Here is a 21,328-nt window from a genome sequence, read left to right as displayed (position 1 = left end):
GATGAAACAGGATGCTTTTGCTCGACTCTCTTGATATTACGGTGTTAGGTCCCTCAAAAATCACGTGTAAACGGTTATAGGCGCACAGAGGGTAATACATATGCTGCCGGCGCTTCCGTCGGGCTTCCTTCAAAGCTTGCCAGATATGTGGTAAAAAATGTCTAGATTTTGATTTTATTTGCCAATAGTATTGACAAAATTTGTGAGGTAGTGTTATTATTACCATATAGTTCATCAAATTTTTGCAGAACGATAAGGAATATTATAGAGAAGGATGGAGGCGAGATGCTCAACTATCATGCACATAGCGCTGTATGGAAGCAGCGTCTACAGAGGCTAGAGATGGAAACAGAGTGCCAGATGCTGCTTAGTGGTAATCGGCGTAGCATCACCGAAGCGGGGGCTCACGCCATCGCCTCTGTAGGACGAGGATTTATTGTCCTGGGCACGTGGATGGTACGCTGTGAAAAGCGGCCTGCGGAGAAGCATGTGCATGTTCTCTCATGTGATCTGCCATGAGCTTTCTTGCCTGTTTGGTGAAGGAGTAAATAGATGCACCCACTGATTACACGTGATCCGGTCAGCGGTCAGGAACTTGTTGTGACCCGGCTGGAATGCCCGGAAAGTGGCATTGTGATCGAAGGTCAGTTTAGCCTGGGCTGGATTGGAAGATTGACCCGTGAGCAACTGGATTTTGTTGAGATGATGGTCAAGTATCGCGGAAATATTCAGCGTCTTGCAATGGAACTGAATATTGCCTACAACACAGCTCGGAGCCGCCTGGATGAGATCGTTGCCGCGCTTGGTGGAACGCCTGAGAGTGAGGGCGCGGGCCGAGTTGATCGAAAAGCGATTCTGGACCGTCTGGCCGCAAAAGAGATTACCGTTGAGGAGGCTATGCGGCTATTGAAGGGATAAAGGTTCATGTCTGCGGTTAAAGAAGAGCGTGACCGGATCTTGCAGCTTGTAGAGAACGGACAGTTAAACGCTGTAGAGGCGGCCGCTTTACTGGATGTCTTTGAAGAGGAAGAGCGAATACGGGCGCGAGAGTTAGAGCGCCTGAGGCCCAGGCGGGAGCGGGTTGTCCGATTCCGAGTGACGCAGCAGGACGCCCTACGAAAGCCGCATCGCAATATTGTTGCGGTCATGCCCGTAAAGGTGGTTCTGACTGGCCTGCGCCTGGGTTTACAGCTTGTGCCTCAGATGGATGCCCATGCGGCTGAGGATCTGCTGCGTGGCCTGGAAGAGGGAGCAAGTGGCCGCTTGTTGGATCTTCAGGATCTGGAAAAAGGCGAACGCTTTGAAGTTTTTGTAGAGTAGCCAGGGCGCTATAAAGAGATAAGCTTGAAGAAGAGACCGTATCAGCCGGTTGCACAGTGCAAGCCGGTATGGGATGTTCTGTCCTTGAAGCGGTTGCTGGTAGAGGGGAAAGGTTGTGGCGAGCATCATACTAAAGGAGTTTTGACAATGGAACAGACTTTTCCTGCCGAGGCCATACGACGAGTGGTAATCAGCGATGTGAGCGATGATCTCTCCGTTGAGGGATGGAGTCAACAGGCCATCAAGGTTGCCTGCGGAGAGACTATTTCGCAGCTTGTACCAGAAGGGGAGACATTGCTGATTAGCGGGTGTGATGATGCCCTGAAATTATGGGTTCCCTATGAGGTGAGCATTGTTGCGCACCGCATTCAGGGCGATGTGGAAATGAATAATGTGTTGCACGTGGAAGTCGCTGCTGTAGATGGCGATATTGCTGTGAAAGACCTGAATGGAGACCTGCGGGTGGATCATTGTGCCAGTGATATCACCCTGACCAACATTAAAGGAAATGTCTCTCTTGATTCTGTTGGTGGTGACCTGACTGCTAAACGGATGGACATCTTGCAGATCCCGGGCCCGATTGGAGGCGATGCGGTCTTGAATGATGTCAGATCTTTGCGTGTGGGGCCGGTTGGTGGTGATCTGGCTTTGAGGGATGTGCAGGAATGTATCGCAGCGAATGTTGGTGGTGATCTGGTGAGCGATGGAAATATCGCAACGCTCCAGGCGGGGTCAATTGATGGGGACTGCACACTCAAGCATGCTGGAAACGCTCAGATACAACTGAGTGTCGTAAATGGCGATTTCACGATTGACGGTGGTTCCGAGGTCAAGATCAATTATATCGCCGGTGACGCTACTTTCTCAGGGGGTGCACAATGTGTCATTGCCCTGTTCAATGTGGACGGCGATTTCACGGTTGTTGGCGCGTCCTCCGTTCAGGTCGGCAATGTGAGTAGCGATTGTACACTGCGTGACATCCAGGGTGATGTGACCCTGGGAGCGATCGGATCTGATGTGACAATTATGGGTGTTGTTGGCGATGTACAGCTTGCTGGTGTTGGTGGAGATGCGACGCTGGAGGGAATCGGTGGACGCGTACAGATCGCGAGCGTGGGCGGTGATCTTTCCCTGAAGGCTGCTTTCGCGACCGATGAAGAAACACATGTCGTCGTTGGGGGAGATGCAATGATTCAGTTGCCGGAAAGTCCCAACCTGACCATTTCTGCCAGTGTCGGAGGAGAGATTAGCGGACGCTCTATCCCGGCGAGTCGAAGAGGGAGCGTGGTCAATCTGGTTTATGGTGAGGGGCTTGCGAAACTGACGCTTCAGGTTGGCGGCGATCTACAGATCCGGAGCAATGAGGGCCCGCGCAACAGCAGCACCAGTAGCAGCGCCTGGGGATGGGAGAGCTTTGAGCAAGATATGGCGCAGTTCAGTATGGAGATGGGGCGCCTGGGGGAAGAACTCGGACGCACTATTGAGAATGCGCTGCGTGGTACTGCTCCTGTTGGTCAGGATATCTCTCATAAAGTGGAAGAGCAGCTCCGCCGAGCTCGCCTGTTCACACAAAAGCAGGAGCAGAAGGCCGCAAAGCTTGCGCGCCAGGCCAGTAAACAGGCGGGGAAGGTGCATGTGCGCATTAATGATCGTGAATGGCGGATGGATGACGATCGCATTCAGCGGATGATCGATCAGGCGAGTAGGGCCGCGGCCGAAGGCGTGTATGGAGCGCTTGATGCTGTAGAACAGGCATTGCGCAATCTTCATATTCCACTTCCTCCTAAATACGGGAGGCCGTCAACGCCACCAACGCCGCCGTCGCCAGCCGAACAGGAACGGATGCAGCCGCCTGTGCCTCCGGTGCCGCCAGCCGAACAGGAACGGATGCAGCCACCCGTGCCACCCGTGCCACCTTCGCTCGCTGAACAGACACCGGGCGAGAAGAAAGAGGCTGCGAATATTGAGCAGGAGCGCGAAGCGATTCTACGCATGATTGCTGAGGGACGGATCACACCGGAGGAAGGCGATATGCTGTTAGAGGCACTGGCAGACAAAGAACACGACAAATAATACTGATCGTCTGGTCGAGAAAAGAAGGTCATCTATGGGTGGCCTTCTTTCTTTTTGGTTCTTCTCTCCCGAGGGCAAAAATCGTTTCATCTATTTGTGCTTATGGCCCGTACTGTAACATGAATACTGAACCATCCGTGTTAAAAGATGTGTGCTATGGGCTAGTTTCTTGAAAGAAAGGTTGATGGTTGTATGCAGACTCGTGAGTTTGGCAAAACTGGCATGCAAATTACTCCTATCGGTCTTGGGGCCTGGGCAATGGGCGGTGGCGGCTGGGCTTTTGGATGGGGACCGCAGGATGACGAAAAGTCGATAAAGACGATTCACCGTGCTCTGGATCTGGGTATTAACTGGATCGACACGGCGGCTGTATATGGGATAGGCCACTCCGAAGAAGTCGTCGGGAAGGCGCTGAAACAACGAAACCATGAGGAGAAGCCGTATATCTTCACCAAATGCGGACGCTTGCAGGATCAGCAGGGGAAGATCTATGGGAGCCTGAAAGCTGACTCTATTCGGAAGGAGCTTGAGGGTAGTCTGCGGCGACTTGGTGTTGATGCGGTTGACCTCTATCAGATTCACTGGCCTGACCCCGAAGATGAGATCGAGGAGGGATGGGAAACACTGGTACGGCTGAAAGAAGAGGGAAAAGTAAAGCATATTGGTGTTTCAAACTTCTCGGTTGAGCAGTTGAAGCGGATCAGCAAAATCGCGCCTGTAGAGACCTTGCAGCCCCCTTACTCGCTTGTGCACCCCGATGCTGAGAAGGAGATTCTACCCTACTGCGAGCAGCAGCATATGGGAGTGATTGTCTACTCTCCAATGGCTTCCGGCCTGCTTTCTGGCTCGATTACAAAAGAGCGCCTGGAGCAAATGCCTGCTGACGATTGGCGCAAGCGTGATCCCGAGTTTCAGGGACAGCGCCTTGAGCGCAATCTTGCATTGCAGCGTTTGCTGAGTGATCTGGCATTCCCGCATAACGTGCCTCCCGGCGTCGTCGCGATTGCCTGGACGCTTCGTAATCCGGCTGTGACCGGGGCAATTGTCGGTGCGCGTGAACCAGCGCAGATTGAAAACCTGTTACCTGCTGCTGAGCTTCGCCTGACAGATCTTGAGCTTGAGCAGATTGATAAATTCCTCACAGAGAACCCGTAGTGTTCTATCGTCGTCTACTGGCTGCCGTTCAGGCTCTCTGAGCGGCAGCTTTTTGCTGTTTTTGGAGAGAAAAAAGTACCTGAAAAAGGGAGGACTTGTCTGCATCGACTTTCCTCGTTTACACTGAAGAGGAATTACCGCTTTTCCTCCAGGTTAAAAGAAAAGAGGAGCAGAGCAGCCACCATTGCGGGCTGAAAGATCATAATAGAGGATGTAGAGTATATGCAGATAGATATTCCTGAGAGCTGGCGGCAGCTTCTGGCCGATGAGTTTGAGAAACCCTATTTCAAAAAGTTAGAGCAGTTTGTTGATGAAGAACGACAGAAACATACTGTTTTCCCTCCTGAAGAGGATGTCTTTAACGCATTACGCCTGACCCCATATGAGAAAGTCAATGTGTTGCTGCTTGGTCAGGACCCCTATCATGACAACAACCAAGCGCATGGTCTCTGTTTCTCGGTGCGCCCGGGCATTAAGCCGCCTCCCTCACTGATGAACATGTACAAAGAGCTGCATGCAGATGTTGGCTTCCGTATCCCGAAATGTGGATACCTGGCTCCCTGGGCCGAGCAGGGCATTTTGATGCTCAATGCAGTGCTGACAGTGCGAGCCCATTCCCCCAACTCACACAAGAATCACGGTTGGGAGAAATTCACCGATGAGATTATTCGCAAGGTAAACGAAAAGCCCGAGCCGGTCATTTTCGTGCTCTGGGGAAGTTACGCCCAGAAGAAGCTTGCTCTGATTGATACCTCAAGACACCATATCATTCAATCGGCACATCCCTCTCCGCTGTCGGCGCGGCAGGGCTTCTTTGGCAGCCGTCCTTTCTCGAAGATCAACGAGTACCTGCGTGCGGACGGCAAACCGGAAATTAACTGGCAGATTCCTGACTGTTAACGGGACTTCTGGCTTGCTCTGCACGTCTTCCTGTGTGGGCATGGATATTTCACATATTTGGAGTATCCATGCTCCATAAGAGTCTATGGATATTCATCGAATAGAGAGCATTGATTCAAAGTCTGTGAATCAAGTACATAACTTGGTGTAGTCTTACTGAATTCATTGGATTTTGTTGCTTTTGGTGGGTAGAACAAACCTACAATAATGAAGGGATTGAGAGCTATTTTATGGTATTGTAGCGTTGTGCCAAGGAAGAAATAAAGATCTTTTTGATTACAAAATTCGTCTAAGAATTTTCTCTTTACTTTCTGATTTGCCTCATGCTCGCTGCCTGTTTTTCTGAACATTTTCCAGTAAAGTGCACCTAGCTCCCAGTCTTCGATCATAAGCTTTCTTGGCTTCTTATCACCCTTACTGAGAAATTGATAATAGTATTTGTATGGTAATTTGGACAGCACCTTTCTTTCTTTCCCTGCTCCTTTTTCATCCAGGTCAAACAAGTTGTATTGCCTGAGCTGATTTAACCATTGTTCTTTCCATTCACGTTCCTGCTGCTCCTCAATAACAAAATCTAGAATTTCTTTAGGTTTGAGCGTAGCTAGAGATTTTGATTCTTCTCCTTTGGCAAGACGGATGATCTCGTCCATAGATGTAAAAACTTCTTTTAGCGCATATTTCTTTCGAGATTCCCAGGAATCATTTGTTCCTATTTTCCCTTCTATTTTGATGGCTTCCAAACCACTCTTTGGGCGATAGCTTTCGGGACGAAAATCCTTTCGAGCATTTCGTACTAAATCAAGCGTTATCCAATGGTATTTGTTATATTGTTGAGCATATGGCATATCTCGAAATGGAATCGGATATATCCTGATCCATTTCCCATCTGAGAGAAACCCTGCTGTACATACTAACTCATTGTACTTATTAGATGGAAGAGGATAGGTCTTTACAGATATAAGGACACGGGCATTAGGTATTTCATAAGGTAGATACAAGGTTCCCTCCTTTGATGAGATGGAAACAAGTACATTATGAAATATAGTATACCCCATTTTTTATCTGTTTCACTATACGAGAGGGAATATTAGATTTATCTACCAAGGGTTTAGTTTGAATATCCTTATTAGTTATATGGACAACAGGGACGAAAAAGTTAGGATCTTGGCTTAGATATTCCGTTACTTTATGCCGATGACAACAATGTGGGTCGGCTTCAAAACAAGTAAGCGCAACTTGGGAATATTCGCTTATTATTTGCTTAAGGCGTTCCAGGGATTTCTTTTGTTTGGGGAGAATATGCTGTGAATAATAGTCAAAAAGCTGCGAATATGCCTGATAGTCTGATAAGTCTTTTCTTAATGATGACTCTATTCCTAAATCGGGAAGGTGAATGTATTGAATGCCAAAGGCTTTTGTCTCATTAATAAGCTGTTGTTTTGAAAAACCAAATTTTCTTGAAATGGGATTTTTTCTGATATCCACTAGAGCGGCGATATGATGCGCTAATAGGGTATTAATATAAGCATCTATGGAGATCCCTTCGTATCCTATAGTAAATAAGTGTGGTGTTTGGAGAGCTGGCAGGTTGGTAATTTGAACATTATTGCGTTCGGGAACCTGGGTTTGTAATACGTGCAGGAGAGAAGCATATAATGCATCTTCTGAGGATCGTTTATATTTCGCTACCAGTTTTTGAAGTAATATTCTATCTTCTGCTTTGATTTGATCCCTGTATGAATGATCTTGATTAAGATGAAAGTCAGGCTCCACTGCGAGAAATTCCAGGTTTGTTAATCTATGCTTGTCTTGTAAAAGGGTGAAACTAAGATAGCTGTGTTGGTACGGAAAAAAATCGTAGTAATTTTTCCCTTTATTCAAACAAAATAGGCAGAGAAGTAGATTACAAGCCTTAATTGATAGAGCTCCTCCCCAAGTTTCTAACAGAGCAAGCAATAGTTTTCTTCTGTAGAACATACGGCAACCTCCACAATTGTATAGAAGAGAAAAAGAATCTAGAAGTTATTGTTCTGTTCACAGAACGTTTGGCTGTTCCAGGTAGCCACATAATCTAGAAAAGAATTACTCATCGGCTAGTGCAATTAGTCTTGTCTGACTAACAAGTGAAAATGAACATCCTCGATATTCTAGTATCTGGCTATTTGACAATCATTTGCTTTTTGTAATACGTGTAAATAGTAAGCAGGAGGGTGTGATACCGGTTGATGAAATGGGTCCTCTGAACTCTTCTGAGTCCCCTATTGCTCGCTTTCTGTCGGCTTCCGTAGGGAAGTGACCGCGTCACACTCTCCTGCCTTGCTTGCCTGCGCTTGCGGGACATCGGATAGAGTAGGATGTTAACGAATGACAGATGATGTCTCTTTGAAAACAGAATGGTCCCGGTTCAAGCCGCCATTTATACTGGCGCTGGATGTAGGAACGTCATCCACTCGTGCGCTGCTGGTGGATGCACGAGGCGTGGTACTTCCTGAGAGTGAGTCACAATACACCTACCAGATGAAGACGTCCAACGAAGGAGAAGTCTCTGTTGACGCCGATACGCTAACTGAACTTGTCGTGCGCACGATTGATGAGGTACTGCATCATTGTGGTCCCGGCGCTCAGCAGATTGGCGCGGTAGCGATCGATACTTTCTGGCACTCCTTGCTTGGTGTCGATGAAACAAACCGGCCAACAACTCCTGTTATCGCCTGGAATGATACCCGTGCGGTTGCCTCGGTCGGACTGCTTCGTCAGCAATTTCATGAGCAGACGATTCGTGCCCGGACGGGGGTTGGTTTTCATGCTAGCTACTGGCCTGCCAAACTCCTCTGGATGGCGATTAAACAGCCGGATGTATTTCAGCAGACGAAGTATTGGCTCTCCTATGGCGATTATCTGTTATATAGGCTGCTTGGTCGCTCAATGACAACCCTCTCAATGGCTTCCGGCACCGGTCTGCTGCTGACCAGAGAGGGATGTTGGGATGAGGAACTCCTGCGCTTTGTGCGGGTTCGACCGGAGCAGTTGCCATCATTAAGCGAGTCTCAGAAGTATATACAAGGTTTGCGCCCGGAGTATGCTCAGCGCTGGCCCGTGCTCAAAGATGTGCCCTGGTTTTTGCCTGTAGGTGATGGCGCCGCTGCAAATGTGGGTTCTGGCGCGTCCGGCGTTGGCTACTGGGCGCTGACCATCGGCACATCAAGTGCCATGCGGGCGGTGGTTGACCCCACGAAAGTCACGCCGCCACATGGGCTCTGGCTGTATCTGATCGATAAGAAGCGTGGGCTGCTTGGTGGTGCGTTGAGTGAGGGCGGCAATCTGTTGCGCTGGTTTAGTGAAACGCTCCAATTGCCCGATCTAAAACAGGCTGATCAACAGGCGGCTCAACTGGAACCCGATTCGCATGGTCTGACTATTTTGCCGTTTCTGGCAGGCGAACGCAGCATTGGCTGGCATTCGGAAGCGCGGATGACGATTTCGGGGCTCTCATTGCATACAACTCCAGCAATGATTATGCGGGCTGGGGCCGAGGCGCTGGCCTATCGTCTCTGGATTGTCTATAGATATTTATTGCTGGCCTTGCAGGTTGATAAGCCAGACATGCCGAGGCTGCTTGGTAGTGGTGGGGCGCTGCTTGGCTCAAAGACGCTACAGCAAGTTATCGCGGATACTCTGGGCACAAATCTCTATCTTTCCAGCGATGAGGAGGCTTCAGCGCGTGGAGCTGCTTTGCTGGCGCTGGAGGCAATGGGAGAGATCGAGGATGTGGCGAAGGTACAGCCTCACCTTCGAGATCCGATACATCCCGATCTCGCTCGCGGGAAGATCTATCGTAGCGCCGCTTTGCGTCAGGAGGCGCTCTATCATTTGCTCTTTGGAGGCGGCGAAAGCGTGCCCCCGGCATCGATATTGTAGCCAAGCAGCGTGTGCAGGCGTTTGAGCACAGTCGAGGCCTCTTTCAGCGTGAAGGCGCTCATAATAAAGCGATCGGGGCGTACCAGCAGGAAGAGGTCACGTTTCCCTCTGTACAGGCGCTCGATGGTTCCCATGCTGTCCTGTACACAACGCAATGTGGAGGGAAGCCGAAGGCCGGGTAATGGCTGACTGGCCGGGAGAACACAGATGCATACACAGTTGAAGAAGTACCATTCTTCCAGCGCCTGAAATGCTGTCGTGGGATCTTCGTATAGTCTAATAAGCGTGAAATGGTTGCCTGCAATCTCGTCGAAGCAACAGACTTGCCCCTGCTCCGTTTGAACGGTTGCCTGGGGCAAAATGCGCCCGATAAAACGCCTCTCAGATGCTGGCAGGAACAGCCCTTTCTGATAGCATGGCTGTGGTTTAATCCGTATCTCACGTATTGCATGGCGGATCGGAGAGAACATGATCCCACGTATCAACAGGTCGCGTATGCGTGCCAGGGGCTGTGGCACGCTCATTATGAGCGTGCCAGGCAGGGAAGAGAAACGAATCATCTGTGAGATGTGCGGTTGGCGTTCCTGCTCATAGGAGGAGAGCAGTGTTGGAGCAGCTCCCCGTTGGAGCACAAAGCAGAGCTTCCAGCAGAGATTATGGACATCGCGCAGGCCACTATTCAGGCCCTGGCCTCCGAAAGGGGGCATCAGATGGGCGGCATCACCGAGCAAGAAGACACGATTACAGCGCATTCGCTGTGCATAGAGCGCGTAAAAGGTGTAGATGGTGTGGCGCTCAATATGTGCTGGATGCGGGCGAGCAGAGGGCTGAAGCGATTGCCGTGCCTGCCGAATTAGTGTTTGCACTTCTTCCCGTGTTGGAAGCGCATGCTCATGTGGGAAGAGCATGAATTCCCAGCGTCTGCGCCTGCCGGGTGCGGGCACTGTGACGGCTGGGCGAGCAGGGTTACAGAAAAAGAAGATGGTGCTGTCCTCATTGTCATCAATACAGTCAACCACAAGCCAGCGCTGTGGACTCCCAAACAGGAGCAGTGATGGTCTCCGTAGCGGGATATTGAGCATATGGCGTGTATCGCTTCGTCCACCATCACAGGCAAGCACATAATTACAGCGAACCTGAAAGCGCTCCCCCTGCTCTGTTAGCCCGCTGACAGTTACCGCATCTTTCTGTTGTTGAATGGCTGTTACCCGATGATGAAAGTGGATAGAGACCGTGGCAAAGCGTTTCAGGCCGTCGAAGAGCAGGGTTTCCAGAGCTGGCTGATGAAAAGTGACGATTGGAGGAAAGCCATTCGGTTGCTCTTTCGGCGCGACCCGAGCCAGAGTCCGGCATCCAGAGAGATAGCGTACCTGAATATCCTGCTTCATTGGAAGTTTAGAAACGAGTCCAATTGCCTGAAGCACGCGCTGCCCTTCATCATCAAGCGTAATGGCACGGGGATGGTCACAGAGGCCCGGAGCACGCTCGAAAACCCTGGTTCTGATTCCCGCCTGCCCGAGCAGGTTGGCTGCTGTCAGTCCGGTTGGGCCTGCGCCGATCACAACAATCTGTGTCTCCTGCATCAAGTGTACTCTCCTGATTGCTCATCACATCGCTTAAGAAGCAGCGCGATATTGCTTCCACCTGTTCCCCGTGCACCCAATAGCACGGCTGTCCCTCGATCCAGTGGGCGCGCTCGCTCCCGAACCATATTCAAGGGGTAGCCAGGCTCTTCACAGTGAACGGTTGGCGGGATCTGTCGATGCCGAAGCGCCAGACAGGCTGTAATAGCATCAATCGCTCCGGCGGCGGCATAGCTATGCCCAATCATGGTACGAGGCACGCTGACCGGGATTGAGGCGGCATCTGCACCGAAGGTCAATGTGAGTGCCTCAACCTCTCCTTGATCTAAGGCTGGTAGGGCACGACCATCCAGACTGATATATGCAAGCTCATCGCTTTGAAGCCTATCGGCAGCCTGTTGGAGTGCCCGGGCATACTGCCGACCATCGGGTGAAGGTATGGTCAGCCCGTCGGCGCTATTGGTCTGGCCGATTCCGATGATTTCGCCATAGATGGGAGCCCCTCGCCGACATGCATGCTCATACTCCTCAAGTATGCAGATGCCTGCACCCTCAGCCAGAATTAACCCCGCGGCCCGGCGATCAAACGGGCGATAGGCCCGGGGATCGTTGCCGGAAACACAGATCTGGCGTTGTGCAAAGATCCGCAAGAGTAGCGGATGGAGAAAGGCTTCGCAGCCGCCTGCAAGGATAACATCGGCGACCTCTCTTTTGATCGCTTGCGTTGCCATGCACAGCGCATGCAGCCCTCCGGCAGTATCGTTGATGGGCGTCTTGCAATATCCCTGAATGGCATAATGAATAGCGGCCTGACCTACATTAGCGACATTCAGCCAGGCAATGGCAGTATACGCGCTGACAAAATGCGGGCCTTTCGTGTAGAGCGCCTGAAGTTGCCTCAGTACAAACCCAATTCCTCCCATCGTGTTTGCGATGACAACTCCGATGCGGTGAGGGTTCTCCTTACTCAATTGAAGCCGGGAGTCAGTAAGTGCCTCATGTAGTGCCGTCAGGACAAGGTGCGTCATGCGGTCGCTCCGGTGAATCAGCTTGCGGTCGAGAGTCTGTTCCTGGTAGAATGGCTCAACAGTACCTGCAACGCCACCCGGAAAGGCCTCGTGTTCCGCTGGCAGCGGTCTGATCCCGGTAATACCATTGCTGATGGCATGCCAGTAGGCCGTGCTTCCCGTTCCATTTGGTGCGATAACTCCCAGGCCGGTGATGACCACTCGCTTATTTTGCTTGCTCATCATGTTCCCCTGTCTGTGCGAAAACAAGAACGCTGTTCACCCCGCCAAAGCCACTGGAATGACTGAGCGCTATACGGACCGGGTGTGAACGGGCAACATTGGGTACATAGTCCAGATCGCAGAGAGGGTCAGGGTATTCCTGATTCAGTGTTGGAGGAATAAGCTGCTGATCCAGCACCAGAGCGGTGACAACTGCCTCGATGGCGCTGGCAGCTCCCTGCGTGTGGCCGATCATGGATTTTGTGGCGCTGATCGGGATAGCGTAGGCTCGTTTCCCAAAAACCGCTTTATATGCTGCGGTTTCGGCCCGCTCGTTGGGCTGAGTGGAGCTTCCATGTGAGTTGATATAATCCACGTCGGCGGGCGAAAGAGCGCATTCTGTTAAAGCCTGCTTAAGAAGCTGCTGAAGTGGCTCTCCATGCTCCGGTAAAGAGGTCATGTGATAGGCGTTGCTATTAGAGGCAAAGCCAAGAACTTCGGCGTAGATATGCGCACCACGCGCAAGCGCAAGCTCACGCTCTTCCAATAGCAGCATGGCAGCACCTTCGGCCATAATAAAGCCGTCTCGTTTCTGATCGTATGGGCGGGATGCTTCTTTCGGCCTATCGTTATAGCTGGTGCTGAGTGCTCCTATCACACTGAAGGCGTTCAAACCAATAGGGCAGATTGCGGCATCGGTCCCTCCAGCAAGCATACGATCAGCCTGTCCTTCCTGAATGAGCCAGAACGCTTCACCGATAGCATCAGCGCCGGCTGAACAGCCCGTTGCGATGGTGGCGCAGGGGCCATAGAAGCGATGATGGGCGGCAATACTGACGGCGGCGGCATCGGGCATCAGTGTGGCGGGTGTAATGCAGATCTGAAGCGCGTCATTTACCTCTTCGTTATCGTAGCGTCCATAGTTTGTAAAATGCGTCCAGAGTCGTTCCCCCTCTTCAACGAAGGACATTGCTGTGCCCACATAGACGCCGGTGCGCTCGCGTTCTTCGGTACAGAAGTTGGTATCCAGTGTGGCATCATGGAGTGCTTGATTCGCCGCTGCCAGCGCGAATTGTGTTGGACGCGTCAGCGTTTGCACTTCATCTGGTGTCAGGCCGTGTTGCATGGGTGAGAAGTCGTGAACCTCGCCCGCGATCTTGACCGGGAGGGCGCTGGCATCAAAGCGGGTAATTCGTCGAATACCCGAATGTCCCTGTATACATGCCTGCCAGAAGGCTTCTCGGGTATTGCCATTGGGGGCAATGACCCCGAGGCCAGTAATCACTACGCGGCGTGTGGTCTCGCTCATACAGCTTTCCCTTCTCCTATGTGGTCAACTTGCTCAAGAAAGTGGTGGAGCAACGGCGTTACAACTTCGGCCTGCGAATACAGAAAAAAGCGCTCGCGGCCCGGCACCACATGGTAGGCGCGGCAATCTGGAAGCTGTTGTGCCATCCAGGCCGTTTTTGCTTCCGGGGCCAGCGCATCATCTGCCCGATTAATCAGCAGAACGGGTGTGGAAAGCGCTGCGAGCTGTTCCCGAATATCAAAGGTATGGATAACCGGTAGAATCGAATATTTATAGACAAGCGGCCACAATTGAATCTTGTGGAACTGCTCTTCAATCAGGCGACGGGGAAGTGCCGGGGCGGTGGTGTTCTCTTTCGCGCATGACGTAATGTAGTTGATCACAGTACGTTGAAGCAAAGAGGTGGGAACGATCCCCTCGATCGGAAGGCGCAGCAGCAGCTCATGTAACAGCCAGATAAGCGGATGTGGAGAGATCTGGTAGTCAGCTCCTTGCGAAATGATGATGAGCGAGCGGCATCGTTGCGGATAGCGTAGGGCAAAGGTCAACAAGACCATCGCTGCATCTCCATGTCCTGCCAGATCAGCCCGGTCAATATACAGGCTATCAAGCACCTCACGCAGTTCTTCCGCTCGCTCTTGCAGGGAGATCGCAGGAGGTTGACGTGTTTCTCTACGACGATAGAGCACCACGCGGCGAGTCTGGCTGAGGCTGCGTACCTGCCGGGCATAAACAAATTCAAGGTGTTCCAGAATGGGCACAAAGACCAGTGGCATGCCCTGGCCGATATCAATAAGCGGGAGATCCAGTTTTTTCAGTGAATGGCGCTTCCAGAGCGTTTCTATATACTGTACATCAGCATGAAAAGTATCATTTGTAATCCATACCTGTCTTTGCAATCGTTCCTCCGAAAAAGAGAGCGCTTTTTATAGTAGAGATTACCCGCATATACATGCACAATCATGAACATTGCTTAGCATATACTATGATACATGATGAAATAAACATACATATGTATAGGGATGTGCCATCTGTAGAAGGGCATGGAATCAGAGAATTGTGAAAGAGGAGCATATTCAATCGGCTGCTGTTGCCGCGTGGGTACGAGCGTTCAACGCGCATGAGGTTGAACGGCTGGTGTCGCTCTATCGGGAAGACGCAACGCTAGCTGATTCGGGGATGCCAGCGCCCCGACGCGGACACGAGGAGATTCGACAATGGTTTCTGTGGCGTTTTCGGAGTACGCCCACGATTACCTATCAGCCCGTTGATGTTTTTGAAGAGGGAAGCTCACAGGTGCGAGTCCGCTGGCTCGCAGAAGGGAACGGACCGCGTTTCTGCGGGGCACGGCCTTTCCGTGTAGAGGGCGAGAGTTGCTTTCAGCTTCAGGAAGGCTTCATTGCGCGTCAGGAGGGAGTCTATAATCACGTCTCTGTGCTGCACCAAATAATACCACCGCTGAGGATAGTCCCCACAGCGGTGGCCGGTGCTCTTTATTTACTGTACATTCGTTTACATAGGATCTCTTGAAGGTTGCACTGCTCTAGTGAAGTGCGACCACTTCGCGCTCTTTGACAGTTTCTTTTGTCTGCTCCTGAAGCAGCTCGATTTCGCCTGAGATCTCTTCCAGCGAACGTCCGCTTGGCTCAGGCAGCGTGAAGATGGTCAGCAGCAGTCCAAGTACCGAGACGATAGCAGCGACTGCCATTGCACCCGAGAGCTGGAACGTTTCAAGCAAGACCGGGAAGATCGCAGCACCAGCGAACGCACCAAGCTTACCGATAGAGGCGGCGAGGCCATGTGCTGTCGAACGAACCTCAACCGGGAAGAGTTCGGCAGGGTAGACGAACGTTGTGACATTCGGTCCGAATTCGGTGAAGAAGTACGAGACCGAGAAGGCGATGAGGAACGGAACCGTCAGGTGCGTCATCCCCGGAACCAGCGCGATCACCGCGTAAGCGATCGCCATCATCGCGAACCCAAGAGCCTGAATCAGTTTGCGTCCCAGACGGTCGATCGTAAAGGCGGCGATGATATAACCGGGCATTGCTGCGATCACAAAGATGATCAGTGTGTACAGTGTGTTGGTGATCAGGTTCTCATGTGCGTTGAGCGACTTCAGCACCAGCGGACTTGCAATGGTGGTGCCATAATATGCGATATCCAGCAGGAACCATGTGCCGGCAGTACCGATAATCCACGGCAGATAGCGCCCTTTCAGCAGCACGGCGAGCGATGATTTCTTGTTTTGCTTCCTGGCTACAGCCTGTTTCTTTTGTTTCTTGCTGGCGTCGTTGCTGGTCACTTCCTGAACGGTCTGCGCAGCAGCCTCAACGTCCCCATGCATCATCAGGGAGAAGCGCGGCGTCTCAGCGATGTTACGTCGCATATAGAAGGTTGCCAGGGCCGGAACCGCACCCAGAGCCAGCATAATGCGCCATGTTAGATCATGATTGATGTTGAGGGCAAGCAGCAGGACTGCGATCAGGGGCCCAAAGATCAGGCCAAGTCCCTGCATTGAGAAGACCATTGTAATCAGCTTGCCGCGGTCTTTTCTATTTGCGTATTCGCTCATCAGGGTTGCGCTCAGCGGATAGTCGCCGCCGATACCAAGACCCAGAATAAAGCGGAAGATCAGCAACCAGATCAGGTTAGGGGCAAACGCGGAGGCCAACGCACCGATGGCAAGAATAACCAGTGTCCAGCCATAGATGGTCTTGCGCCCGATAAAGTCTGCCATGCGACCGAAGACGATCGAGCCAAGCGCCGCTGCGATCAGCGAGGTACTGCCAACGAGCCCGATTTCAAAGGGGGTGAGATTCCACAGAGGAGTGAGAATTTGGAGTGCCACACCAATGATGAACAGGTCGTAGGCATCAGTGAAGAAGCCCATTCCCGAGGTAATCATGGCTTTCCAGTGAAAGCCGGAAAGTTTACTGTTGTCTAATGCTTCTAAAACGTCCTTCGCTCCCATACTGTGGGGGTCTACTTGAGCAGCGTTGCTTTCTCGTACTTGCATATAATGATATGCTCCTTGCTATAAGGATAAGTATGTTAACCACAAGAGATCGATAATATAGTAGAATTTCAATGTTATCCCAATGTTAAGAGCGTGTTAAACTATTGCAAAAATGCCGGGTAAAAATTTGAATCTCGGCATTTCATCCTGTTTTAGGACAGCTCAAAAGGAGTGATGGCGGTCGCTTCGAGGAGGAGCGCACCAATATGCGGAATTGACACCTCGCTGTGAAAGAGCTCACTGTATGTCAGCCTTGTTTCCTGTTATGATTACTGGTGGATGAGTATTTTTTCTCTCTTATCTTTCTCTTTCGGCCAGAACAGTAGCTATTTTAGGATATTTTCTGGTAAAATTGCTTTAGAAAAAGAAGGTTACTTTCTTGGTTAAGGAGTAATAATGGCGACCGATGCACAGTACCTCTGCACAGGTTGTGGCACTACGAACAGGCCACAGGCGCGGTTCTGTACTGTATGTGGGCACCCTCTTGCGCTTTCGCATGCTGTAACTCCCGAAGAGCGTGTGTTAAAGGGACGTTATCATGTACTTGCCCACCTGGGCAGTGGCGGATATGGGAAGGTATATCAGGCCGAGGATCGCGAGTTTGGAAATCGCCTGGTCGCAATTAAAGAGCTCCGATGCCGTGCTATGAGTGAGAAAGAGAAGCAGGAAACCGCTGAGGCCTTCAAGCAGGAGGCGTTTTTGCTTGCAAAATTGGTGCATCCAAATCTGCCGAGCATCTTTGACTACTTTACCGAGGATGGGAACTGGTTTCTAGTGATGAGCTTTATTGAGGGCTTATCGCTGGAGAACTATCTGCGGAAGATGCCGGGCAATCGTCTTTCTGTTGCCGAAGTGATGCATATTGGTATCCAGCTCTGCACCGTTCTGGATTATTTGCATAGCCGTCCTTCTCCGATAATCTTTCGGGATCTCAAGCCTTCTAATATCATGCGCACGCGGCAGGGGCAGGTGTATCTGATTGATTTTGGCATTGCGCGTATTTTCAAGCAGGGGCAGACAAAAGATACGGTCGCGCTGGGCTCGCCCGGTTTTGCTGCTCCTGAACAATATGGTAAGGCGCAATCCACCCCTCAGACCGACATCTACAGTCTTGGAGCAACGCTCCATTATCTCCTGAGTGGCCAGGACCCTTCCTATACCCCTTTTTCGTTTGAACCGCTGGATCTTCCTGAATATCTGGGTATTAATTCGCTGCTGCTGGCGATGGTAGATCCCGATGTACGCAAACGTCCGCTCAATGTAATCGCAGTAAAGCAGGGCCTGGAACGCATTCTCAAACAATGTCCACCGGGGTTAGTGTTGCGTGAGAGGTCGCGTCGTGTTCAACCATCCACTCCTGTCTATATTCCACCTCTCCAGGCTGCAAGACCCGAGATTCCCCCTCCCTCGATGCACCCGAGACGAGGAGAGAAACGTTCCCCGCTGGCTTTTTTGCAGCGGATGCGCTGATGACATCGCTGGCTCTGTGTTGTGCAGGCGGGATGTGAGGTCGGGAATATTCCTATCAAGCCCTTGTGTTACTAAGAAGTGTAAACATCTTCTATGATTGGGGATTGTAGCTGTGTTTTTCATTTTGAAGTTAAAATAGGAATATTCGCATGCAGAAATCATCGAAGTTCTTTGTGATAGTTGCCCTGATGCTCGGGATGTCCCTTGCCTCGCTTGAGGCCACGATTGTTGGGACAGCTATGCCAAGTATTGTGGGGAAACTTGGAGGGGTTTCGCTCTACTCCTGGGTTATTTCCGTCTACTTGCTTACTTCGACTACGACAGTGCCGATTTATGGGAAGCTTGCTGACCTCTATGGCCGTAAGGCCATTTTTATTGTTGGTTCGCTGCTCTTCTTGATTGGCTCTTCTGCCAGTGGTGCCTCGCAGACAATGGTGCAGCTTATCATTGCGCGTGCGGTGCAGGGACTTGGGGCCGGTGCGGTGCAGCCCATCGTGTTGACCATTATTGGTGATATCTTCAGCGTCGAGGAACGGGCGCGGGTTCAGGGCCTGTTCAGTGGTGTCTGGGGTATTTCCAGTATCGTGGGGCCGGCGATTGGGGGTCTGATCGTTGACCATTTTAGCTGGCGCTGGGTCTTCTTCATCAATATCCCGTTCGGTTTGATCAGCATCGTTCTGCTGTCGATCTTCTTGCGCGAGAACATTGTGCGCACAAAGCATCAGCTTGATTATATGGGAACAGCGACCCTGACCGGAGCAATTGTAGCCTTGCTCTTCGCGATCCAGCAGGGGGGCAATGCGTGGCCGTGGTTCTCGGTACCCAGTATTAGCCTGTTTGTGGTTGCTGCTGTGCTGCTGGCACTCTTCCTTGTGACAGAGTCGCGTGTTGCGGAACCTGTGTTGCCGTTGTCTCTCTTTAAGAACCGGGTGATCGCGATCGCGAGCCTGGGCGGGTTGGTGATTGGGCCGATTCTTTTCGGGCTGAGCTCCTATGTTCCGCTGTTTGTGCAGGGTGCCAAAGGCGGTACCGGAACTGATGCCGGAATCGCGCTCGCACCGATGATGCTTGCCTGGCCGATTGCGGCGGCGCTCAGTGGAAAGTTAATTCTGCGCTATGGCTATCGCTTGATTGGCACTATCGGCACGACGTTGACCGCGATCGGTGTGGTCATGCTCACCTTTATGACGACGCACTCATCTCCGATCTACACGGGATTGGGGATGGCGCTGGTCGGTGGAGGCCTGGGCCTTGCGAGTAATACACAGATCATTTCGGTGCAAAGCGCGGTCCCCTGGAATCTACGTGGTGTGGCGACGGCTACAACGCAGTTCGTGCGCACAATGGGCGGCACGATCGGAATCGCAATTATGGGTTCGGTGCTGAATGCACAACTTGCCAGCCGTTTCACGCCGGTGCTGAACAGCAATCCGAATGTTATGGCTCGGCTGCCAAAAGACGTATCCCCTGCCGATATCCTGGTGAACGTTGATGCGCGCGCGCTCTTGCCGCAACAGATCCTGACTCAGTTGCAGGAAGCACTGGCACAAAGTCTCGACTGGGTTTATCTGCTTGTAGCGATAGTCGCTATACTGGGAGTAGTGGTAGCGCTCTTCTTCCCCCGAGGCAAAGTCGATCAGCTTTCCTATCGGGAAGAGGAAAGCGTCCAGAAGCCTTCTCTGGCAAAGAACGTCGGTTAAATTTGGTCGAATAAGGATAAAGGGTAATCGTTGTTATGGTTGACTTAACGCCGGAAGTTCGTGAATTCCTGCTCTATAGTACTCGTACCGGGAAGTGCGCGACGGTTCGTGCCGATGGTCGCCCGCATGTGGTTCCTGTCTGGTTTTTGCTTGACGGCAATGACATTGTCTTCACTACATGGGGCAAATCGGTGAAGGCGCACAATATCAGGCGCGATCCTCGGGCCAGCCTCTGTATTGATGATGAACTTCCGCCTTTCAGCTATGTGCTGATCGAAGGAGATGCGACCCTTGTTGAGGATAGAGAGCAGTTGCGCTACTGGGCAACTCGCATCGGTGCCCGCTACATGGGAGCTGATCGAGGCGAGGCGTATGGAAAGCGCAACAGCGTTGAGGGGGAGCTGCTTGTTCGGCTAACTCCCACAAGGGTCAGTTTCAAGAAAGATATTGCTCTCTAACCGCACAGGCCATCTCGGAAATGGGATGGCCTTTTTTTATTGGTTATCCTCCTCGTCGCCGGGCTGCCGCAACGGGAGGCTTGCTTTTGGCGCTTTCTTCCCTTGACCCGGATGAACCCAGGCTTTCACTCGCAAATAGAGTGCGATCAGGCCGCTGAACCAGAGCCCACCATACATATAGCCAGCCAGCACATCACTGGGCCAATGGGCTCCCAGATAAATACGGGACGGACCAATGCTGATGATCAGGATCAGAAAGAGTGAGATCAATAGGTTACGCAGGCGGCCAGAGCGCCAGTTTGTGGAGAGCAGGTAGATCAGCAGGCCATAGAAGTTGGTGTAGTGCATCACATGTCCGCTCGGGAAACTGGGCTCGTTGATGACTTTTGCCACTGTTACCAGCTCTTTGGATGGGCGGGGACGTTTAATCAGGCGTTTGACGATCGCGTTGAGCAGGGTTGAAGAGCTGGTCAGCAGCAAGAAGAGTGCCTCCAGCCGAAAGCGAAGGGCCCAGAAAACGCCTGCTGATCCAAGAATCTGCGGGATTGCCCATCTGGGAAACCCGATCTCCGAGACGCTGTGAAAGAAGATTCGCATCCAGGGAGACCGGAGGCGTTGTAGTTTTTCTGTAATCTCCCGGTCGCCAGGAAAAAAGCGTGTCTTTCGAGCAATAAATGAGAGCATTACAACTCCAGAAAGCAGCCAGAGGTAGAAGGCCAGTAGAATCGTCCCGCGTGAGACGGCATTCCGTCCCGAAACGGATGTCTGAGCGGCAACGCGCTGGGCCTCAGCCATCACTGGTTTGACATTTTTCTCAACGGCTTCGGTAAGTTGTGGGAGTTTGACGGTCGGGCGGCTATCGGCGTTGTTCGATGCTGTTTGAGAATGCTCGTCGGGCATTATCTCTTCGTCCCTTCTTCCATGAGAATGCAGTTTTTTCAATCTCTGTATCCCAAGTATATCACGCACCTTTAGCCTCGGATGTCTCAGGTACTTTCTTCCGGGTCATTCTATAAAAAAGAGAGAAGTATGAGAAAGATTAGTAGAAGTTTAGAGAAACATTAATAATCGTATTGCTGACTTGTGAAATGCAAAAACCTGAGGTTACTATTTAATCGATAACGTAGTTGCTGTGGAACATTTTGATAAATAAATGTAAAGCGATATTCGTATTTTATTCGTGTTATTCGGTAA

Annotated in this window: 19 protein-coding genes; 11 read left to right on the top strand and 8 right to left on the bottom strand. The window is 51.4% G+C overall.

Features of this window, described 5'->3' with window-relative positions:
• Window positions 1-285 precede the first annotated feature (285 nt).
• The 6 genes from EI42_RS19275 to ung all read left to right on the top strand — a co-directional run bounded on the left by EI42_RS19275 (window position 286) and on the right by ung (window position 5,448).
• Entirely contained in the window at window positions 286-519 is a 234-nt protein-coding gene (locus EI42_RS19275) for a hypothetical protein (protein WP_111324267.1), read from the top strand.
• Between the two features lie 33 nt (window positions 520-552).
• Complete coding sequence (locus EI42_RS19270; protein WP_111324266.1) at window positions 553-918, top strand: DUF2089 domain-containing protein; 366 nt, start codon at window positions 553-555, stop codon at window positions 916-918.
• A 6-nt stretch (window positions 919-924) separates the two neighbouring features.
• The gene (locus EI42_RS19265; protein ID WP_111324265.1) at window positions 925-1,320 is read left to right on the top strand and encodes an SHOCT-like domain-containing protein; all 396 of its coding nucleotides are present in this window, start codon (window positions 925-927) and stop codon (window positions 1,318-1,320) included.
• Window positions 1,321-1,467: 147 nt separating this feature from the next.
• Window positions 1,468-3,393, top strand: a complete 1,926-nt coding sequence (locus EI42_RS19260) for an SHOCT-like domain-containing protein (protein ID WP_111324264.1) — start codon at window positions 1,468-1,470, stop codon at window positions 3,391-3,393.
• A 192-nt stretch (window positions 3,394-3,585) separates the two neighbouring features.
• Window positions 3,586-4,548 (top strand): aldo/keto reductase, encoded by a 963-nt coding sequence (locus EI42_RS19255; RefSeq protein WP_111324263.1) that lies wholly within the window; start codon window positions 3,586-3,588, stop codon window positions 4,546-4,548.
• 222 nt (window positions 4,549-4,770) lie between these two features.
• A complete protein-coding gene (gene ung / locus EI42_RS19250; RefSeq protein ID WP_111324262.1) occupies window positions 4,771-5,448 on the top strand; it encodes a uracil-DNA glycosylase in 678 nt (225 codons plus the stop codon).
• Between the two features lie 83 nt (window positions 5,449-5,531).
• Here ung and EI42_RS19245 read toward each other — a convergent pair whose 3' ends face one another.
• Entirely contained in the window at window positions 5,532-6,446 is a 915-nt protein-coding gene (locus EI42_RS19245; protein WP_211326258.1) for a hypothetical protein, read from the bottom strand.
• Window positions 6,447-6,480: 34 nt separating this feature from the next.
• Window positions 6,481-7,425, bottom strand: coding sequence for a DUF488 domain-containing protein (locus tag EI42_RS19240; RefSeq protein WP_111324261.1), 945 nt, complete (start codon window positions 7,423-7,425; stop codon window positions 6,481-6,483).
• A 387-nt stretch (window positions 7,426-7,812) separates the two neighbouring features.
• Here EI42_RS19240 and EI42_RS19235 point away from each other — a divergent pair, with 387 nt between their 5' ends.
• Window positions 7,813-9,366 (top strand): gluconokinase, encoded by a 1,554-nt coding sequence (locus EI42_RS19235; protein WP_111324260.1) that lies wholly within the window; start codon window positions 7,813-7,815, stop codon window positions 9,364-9,366.
• On the opposite strand, the gene EI42_RS19230 is transcribed toward EI42_RS19235, so the two are convergent.
• The 4 genes from EI42_RS19230 to EI42_RS19215 are packed head-to-tail and all read right to left on the bottom strand — an operon-like array spanning window position 9,315 to window position 14,386.
• On the bottom strand, window positions 9,315-10,949 hold the full coding sequence (locus tag EI42_RS19230) for an FAD-dependent monooxygenase (protein ID WP_111324259.1): 1,635 nt from the start codon (window positions 10,947-10,949) through the stop codon (window positions 9,315-9,317). The two genes, EI42_RS19235 and EI42_RS19230, sit on opposite strands and share 52 nt — an antisense overlap.
• Entirely contained in the window at window positions 10,949-12,202 is a 1,254-nt protein-coding gene (locus EI42_RS19225) for a beta-ketoacyl-[acyl-carrier-protein] synthase family protein (RefSeq protein WP_111324258.1), read from the bottom strand. The genes EI42_RS19230 and EI42_RS19225 overlap by 1 nt, the downstream gene beginning before the upstream one ends.
• The gene (locus tag EI42_RS19220; RefSeq protein ID WP_111324257.1) at window positions 12,183-13,487 is read right to left on the bottom strand and encodes a beta-ketoacyl-[acyl-carrier-protein] synthase family protein; all 1,305 of its coding nucleotides are present in this window, start codon (window positions 13,485-13,487) and stop codon (window positions 12,183-12,185) included. The genes EI42_RS19225 and EI42_RS19220 overlap by 20 nt, the downstream gene beginning before the upstream one ends.
• Window positions 13,484-14,386, bottom strand: a complete 903-nt coding sequence (locus tag EI42_RS19215) for an alpha/beta fold hydrolase (protein WP_111324256.1) — start codon at window positions 14,384-14,386, stop codon at window positions 13,484-13,486. Before EI42_RS19215 ends, EI42_RS19220 begins: the two co-directional genes overlap by 4 nt.
• A 160-nt stretch (window positions 14,387-14,546) precedes the next feature.
• Here EI42_RS19215 and EI42_RS19210 point away from each other — a divergent pair, with 160 nt between their 5' ends.
• Window positions 14,547-15,017: a nuclear transport factor 2 family protein gene (locus EI42_RS19210; protein WP_170142754.1), complete on the top strand. Its 471-nt coding sequence runs from the start codon at window positions 14,547-14,549 to the stop codon at window positions 15,015-15,017.
• A 13-nt stretch (window positions 15,018-15,030) separates the two neighbouring features.
• Here the strand turns inward: EI42_RS19210 and EI42_RS19205 are convergent, their stop codons facing one another.
• On the bottom strand, window positions 15,031-16,506 hold the full coding sequence (locus tag EI42_RS19205; protein WP_211326257.1) for an MFS transporter: 1,476 nt from the start codon (window positions 16,504-16,506) through the stop codon (window positions 15,031-15,033).
• A 396-nt stretch (window positions 16,507-16,902) separates the two neighbouring features.
• On the opposite strand from EI42_RS19205, the gene EI42_RS19200 reads away from it, so the two are divergent.
• The 3 genes from EI42_RS19200 to EI42_RS19190 all read left to right on the top strand — a co-directional run bounded on the left by EI42_RS19200 (window position 16,903) and on the right by EI42_RS19190 (window position 20,134).
• The gene (locus tag EI42_RS19200; RefSeq protein WP_111324254.1) at window positions 16,903-17,976 is read left to right on the top strand and encodes a serine/threonine protein kinase; all 1,074 of its coding nucleotides are present in this window, start codon (window positions 16,903-16,905) and stop codon (window positions 17,974-17,976) included.
• A 149-nt stretch (window positions 17,977-18,125) separates the two neighbouring features.
• The gene (locus EI42_RS19195; RefSeq protein ID WP_111324253.1) at window positions 18,126-19,676 is read left to right on the top strand and encodes an MDR family MFS transporter; all 1,551 of its coding nucleotides are present in this window, start codon (window positions 18,126-18,128) and stop codon (window positions 19,674-19,676) included.
• Window positions 19,677-19,711: 35 nt separating this feature from the next.
• Window positions 19,712-20,134, top strand: a complete 423-nt coding sequence (locus EI42_RS19190; protein ID WP_111324252.1) for a PPOX class F420-dependent oxidoreductase — start codon at window positions 19,712-19,714, stop codon at window positions 20,132-20,134.
• A gap of 36 nt (window positions 20,135-20,170) precedes the next feature.
• Here the strand turns inward: EI42_RS19190 and EI42_RS19185 are convergent, their stop codons facing one another.
• Window positions 20,171-21,034 (bottom strand): phosphatase PAP2 family protein, encoded by an 864-nt coding sequence (locus EI42_RS19185; RefSeq protein WP_111324251.1) that lies wholly within the window; start codon window positions 21,032-21,034, stop codon window positions 20,171-20,173.
• Window positions 21,035-21,328: the final 294 nt, after the last annotated feature.

This window comes from Thermosporothrix hazakensis (genome assembly GCF_003253565.1).
Classification (GTDB): domain Bacteria; phylum Chloroflexota; class Ktedonobacteria; order Ktedonobacterales; family Ktedonobacteraceae; genus Thermosporothrix; species Thermosporothrix hazakensis.
The sequence above is the reverse complement of the archived record's forward strand: the minus strand, read 5'-3'. Positions and strand labels throughout refer to the sequence as shown.

Excerpts from the sequence above, each read along its gene's own strand:
- EI42_RS19275 (WP_111324267.1), top strand. The coding sequence starts at position 286 with ATGCTCAACTATCATGCACATAGCGCTGTATGGAAGCAGCGTCTACAG.
- EI42_RS19270 (WP_111324266.1), top strand. The coding sequence starts at position 553 with ATGCACCCACTGATTACACGTGATCCGGTCAGCGGTCAGGAACTTGTT.
- EI42_RS19265 (WP_111324265.1), top strand. The coding sequence starts at position 925 with ATGTCTGCGGTTAAAGAAGAGCGTGACCGGATCTTGCAGCTTGTAGAG.
- EI42_RS19260 (WP_111324264.1), top strand. The coding sequence starts at position 1,468 with ATGGAACAGACTTTTCCTGCCGAGGCCATACGACGAGTGGTAATCAGC.
- EI42_RS19255 (WP_111324263.1), top strand. The coding sequence starts at position 3,586 with ATGCAGACTCGTGAGTTTGGCAAAACTGGCATGCAAATTACTCCTATC.
- ung (WP_111324262.1), top strand. The coding sequence starts at position 4,771 with ATGCAGATAGATATTCCTGAGAGCTGGCGGCAGCTTCTGGCCGATGAG.
- EI42_RS19240 (WP_111324261.1), bottom strand. The coding sequence starts at position 7,425 with ATGTTCTACAGAAGAAAACTATTGCTTGCTCTGTTAGAAACTTGGGGA.
- EI42_RS19235 (WP_111324260.1), top strand. The coding sequence starts at position 7,813 with ATGACAGATGATGTCTCTTTGAAAACAGAATGGTCCCGGTTCAAGCCG.
- EI42_RS19230 (WP_111324259.1), bottom strand. The coding sequence starts at position 10,949 with ATGCAGGAGACACAGATTGTTGTGATCGGCGCAGGCCCAACCGGACTG.
- EI42_RS19225 (WP_111324258.1), bottom strand. The coding sequence starts at position 12,202 with ATGATGAGCAAGCAAAATAAGCGAGTGGTCATCACCGGCCTGGGAGTT.
- EI42_RS19220 (WP_111324257.1), bottom strand. The coding sequence starts at position 13,487 with ATGAGCGAGACCACACGCCGCGTAGTGATTACTGGCCTCGGGGTCATT.
- EI42_RS19205 (WP_211326257.1), bottom strand. The coding sequence starts at position 16,506 with ATGCAAGTACGAGAAAGCAACGCTGCTCAAGTAGACCCCCACAGTATG.
- EI42_RS19200 (WP_111324254.1), top strand. The coding sequence starts at position 16,903 with ATGGCGACCGATGCACAGTACCTCTGCACAGGTTGTGGCACTACGAAC.
- EI42_RS19195 (WP_111324253.1), top strand. The coding sequence starts at position 18,126 with ATGCAGAAATCATCGAAGTTCTTTGTGATAGTTGCCCTGATGCTCGGG.
- EI42_RS19190 (WP_111324252.1), top strand. The coding sequence starts at position 19,712 with ATGGTTGACTTAACGCCGGAAGTTCGTGAATTCCTGCTCTATAGTACT.
- EI42_RS19185 (WP_111324251.1), bottom strand. The coding sequence starts at position 21,034 with ATGCCCGACGAGCATTCTCAAACAGCATCGAACAACGCCGATAGCCGC.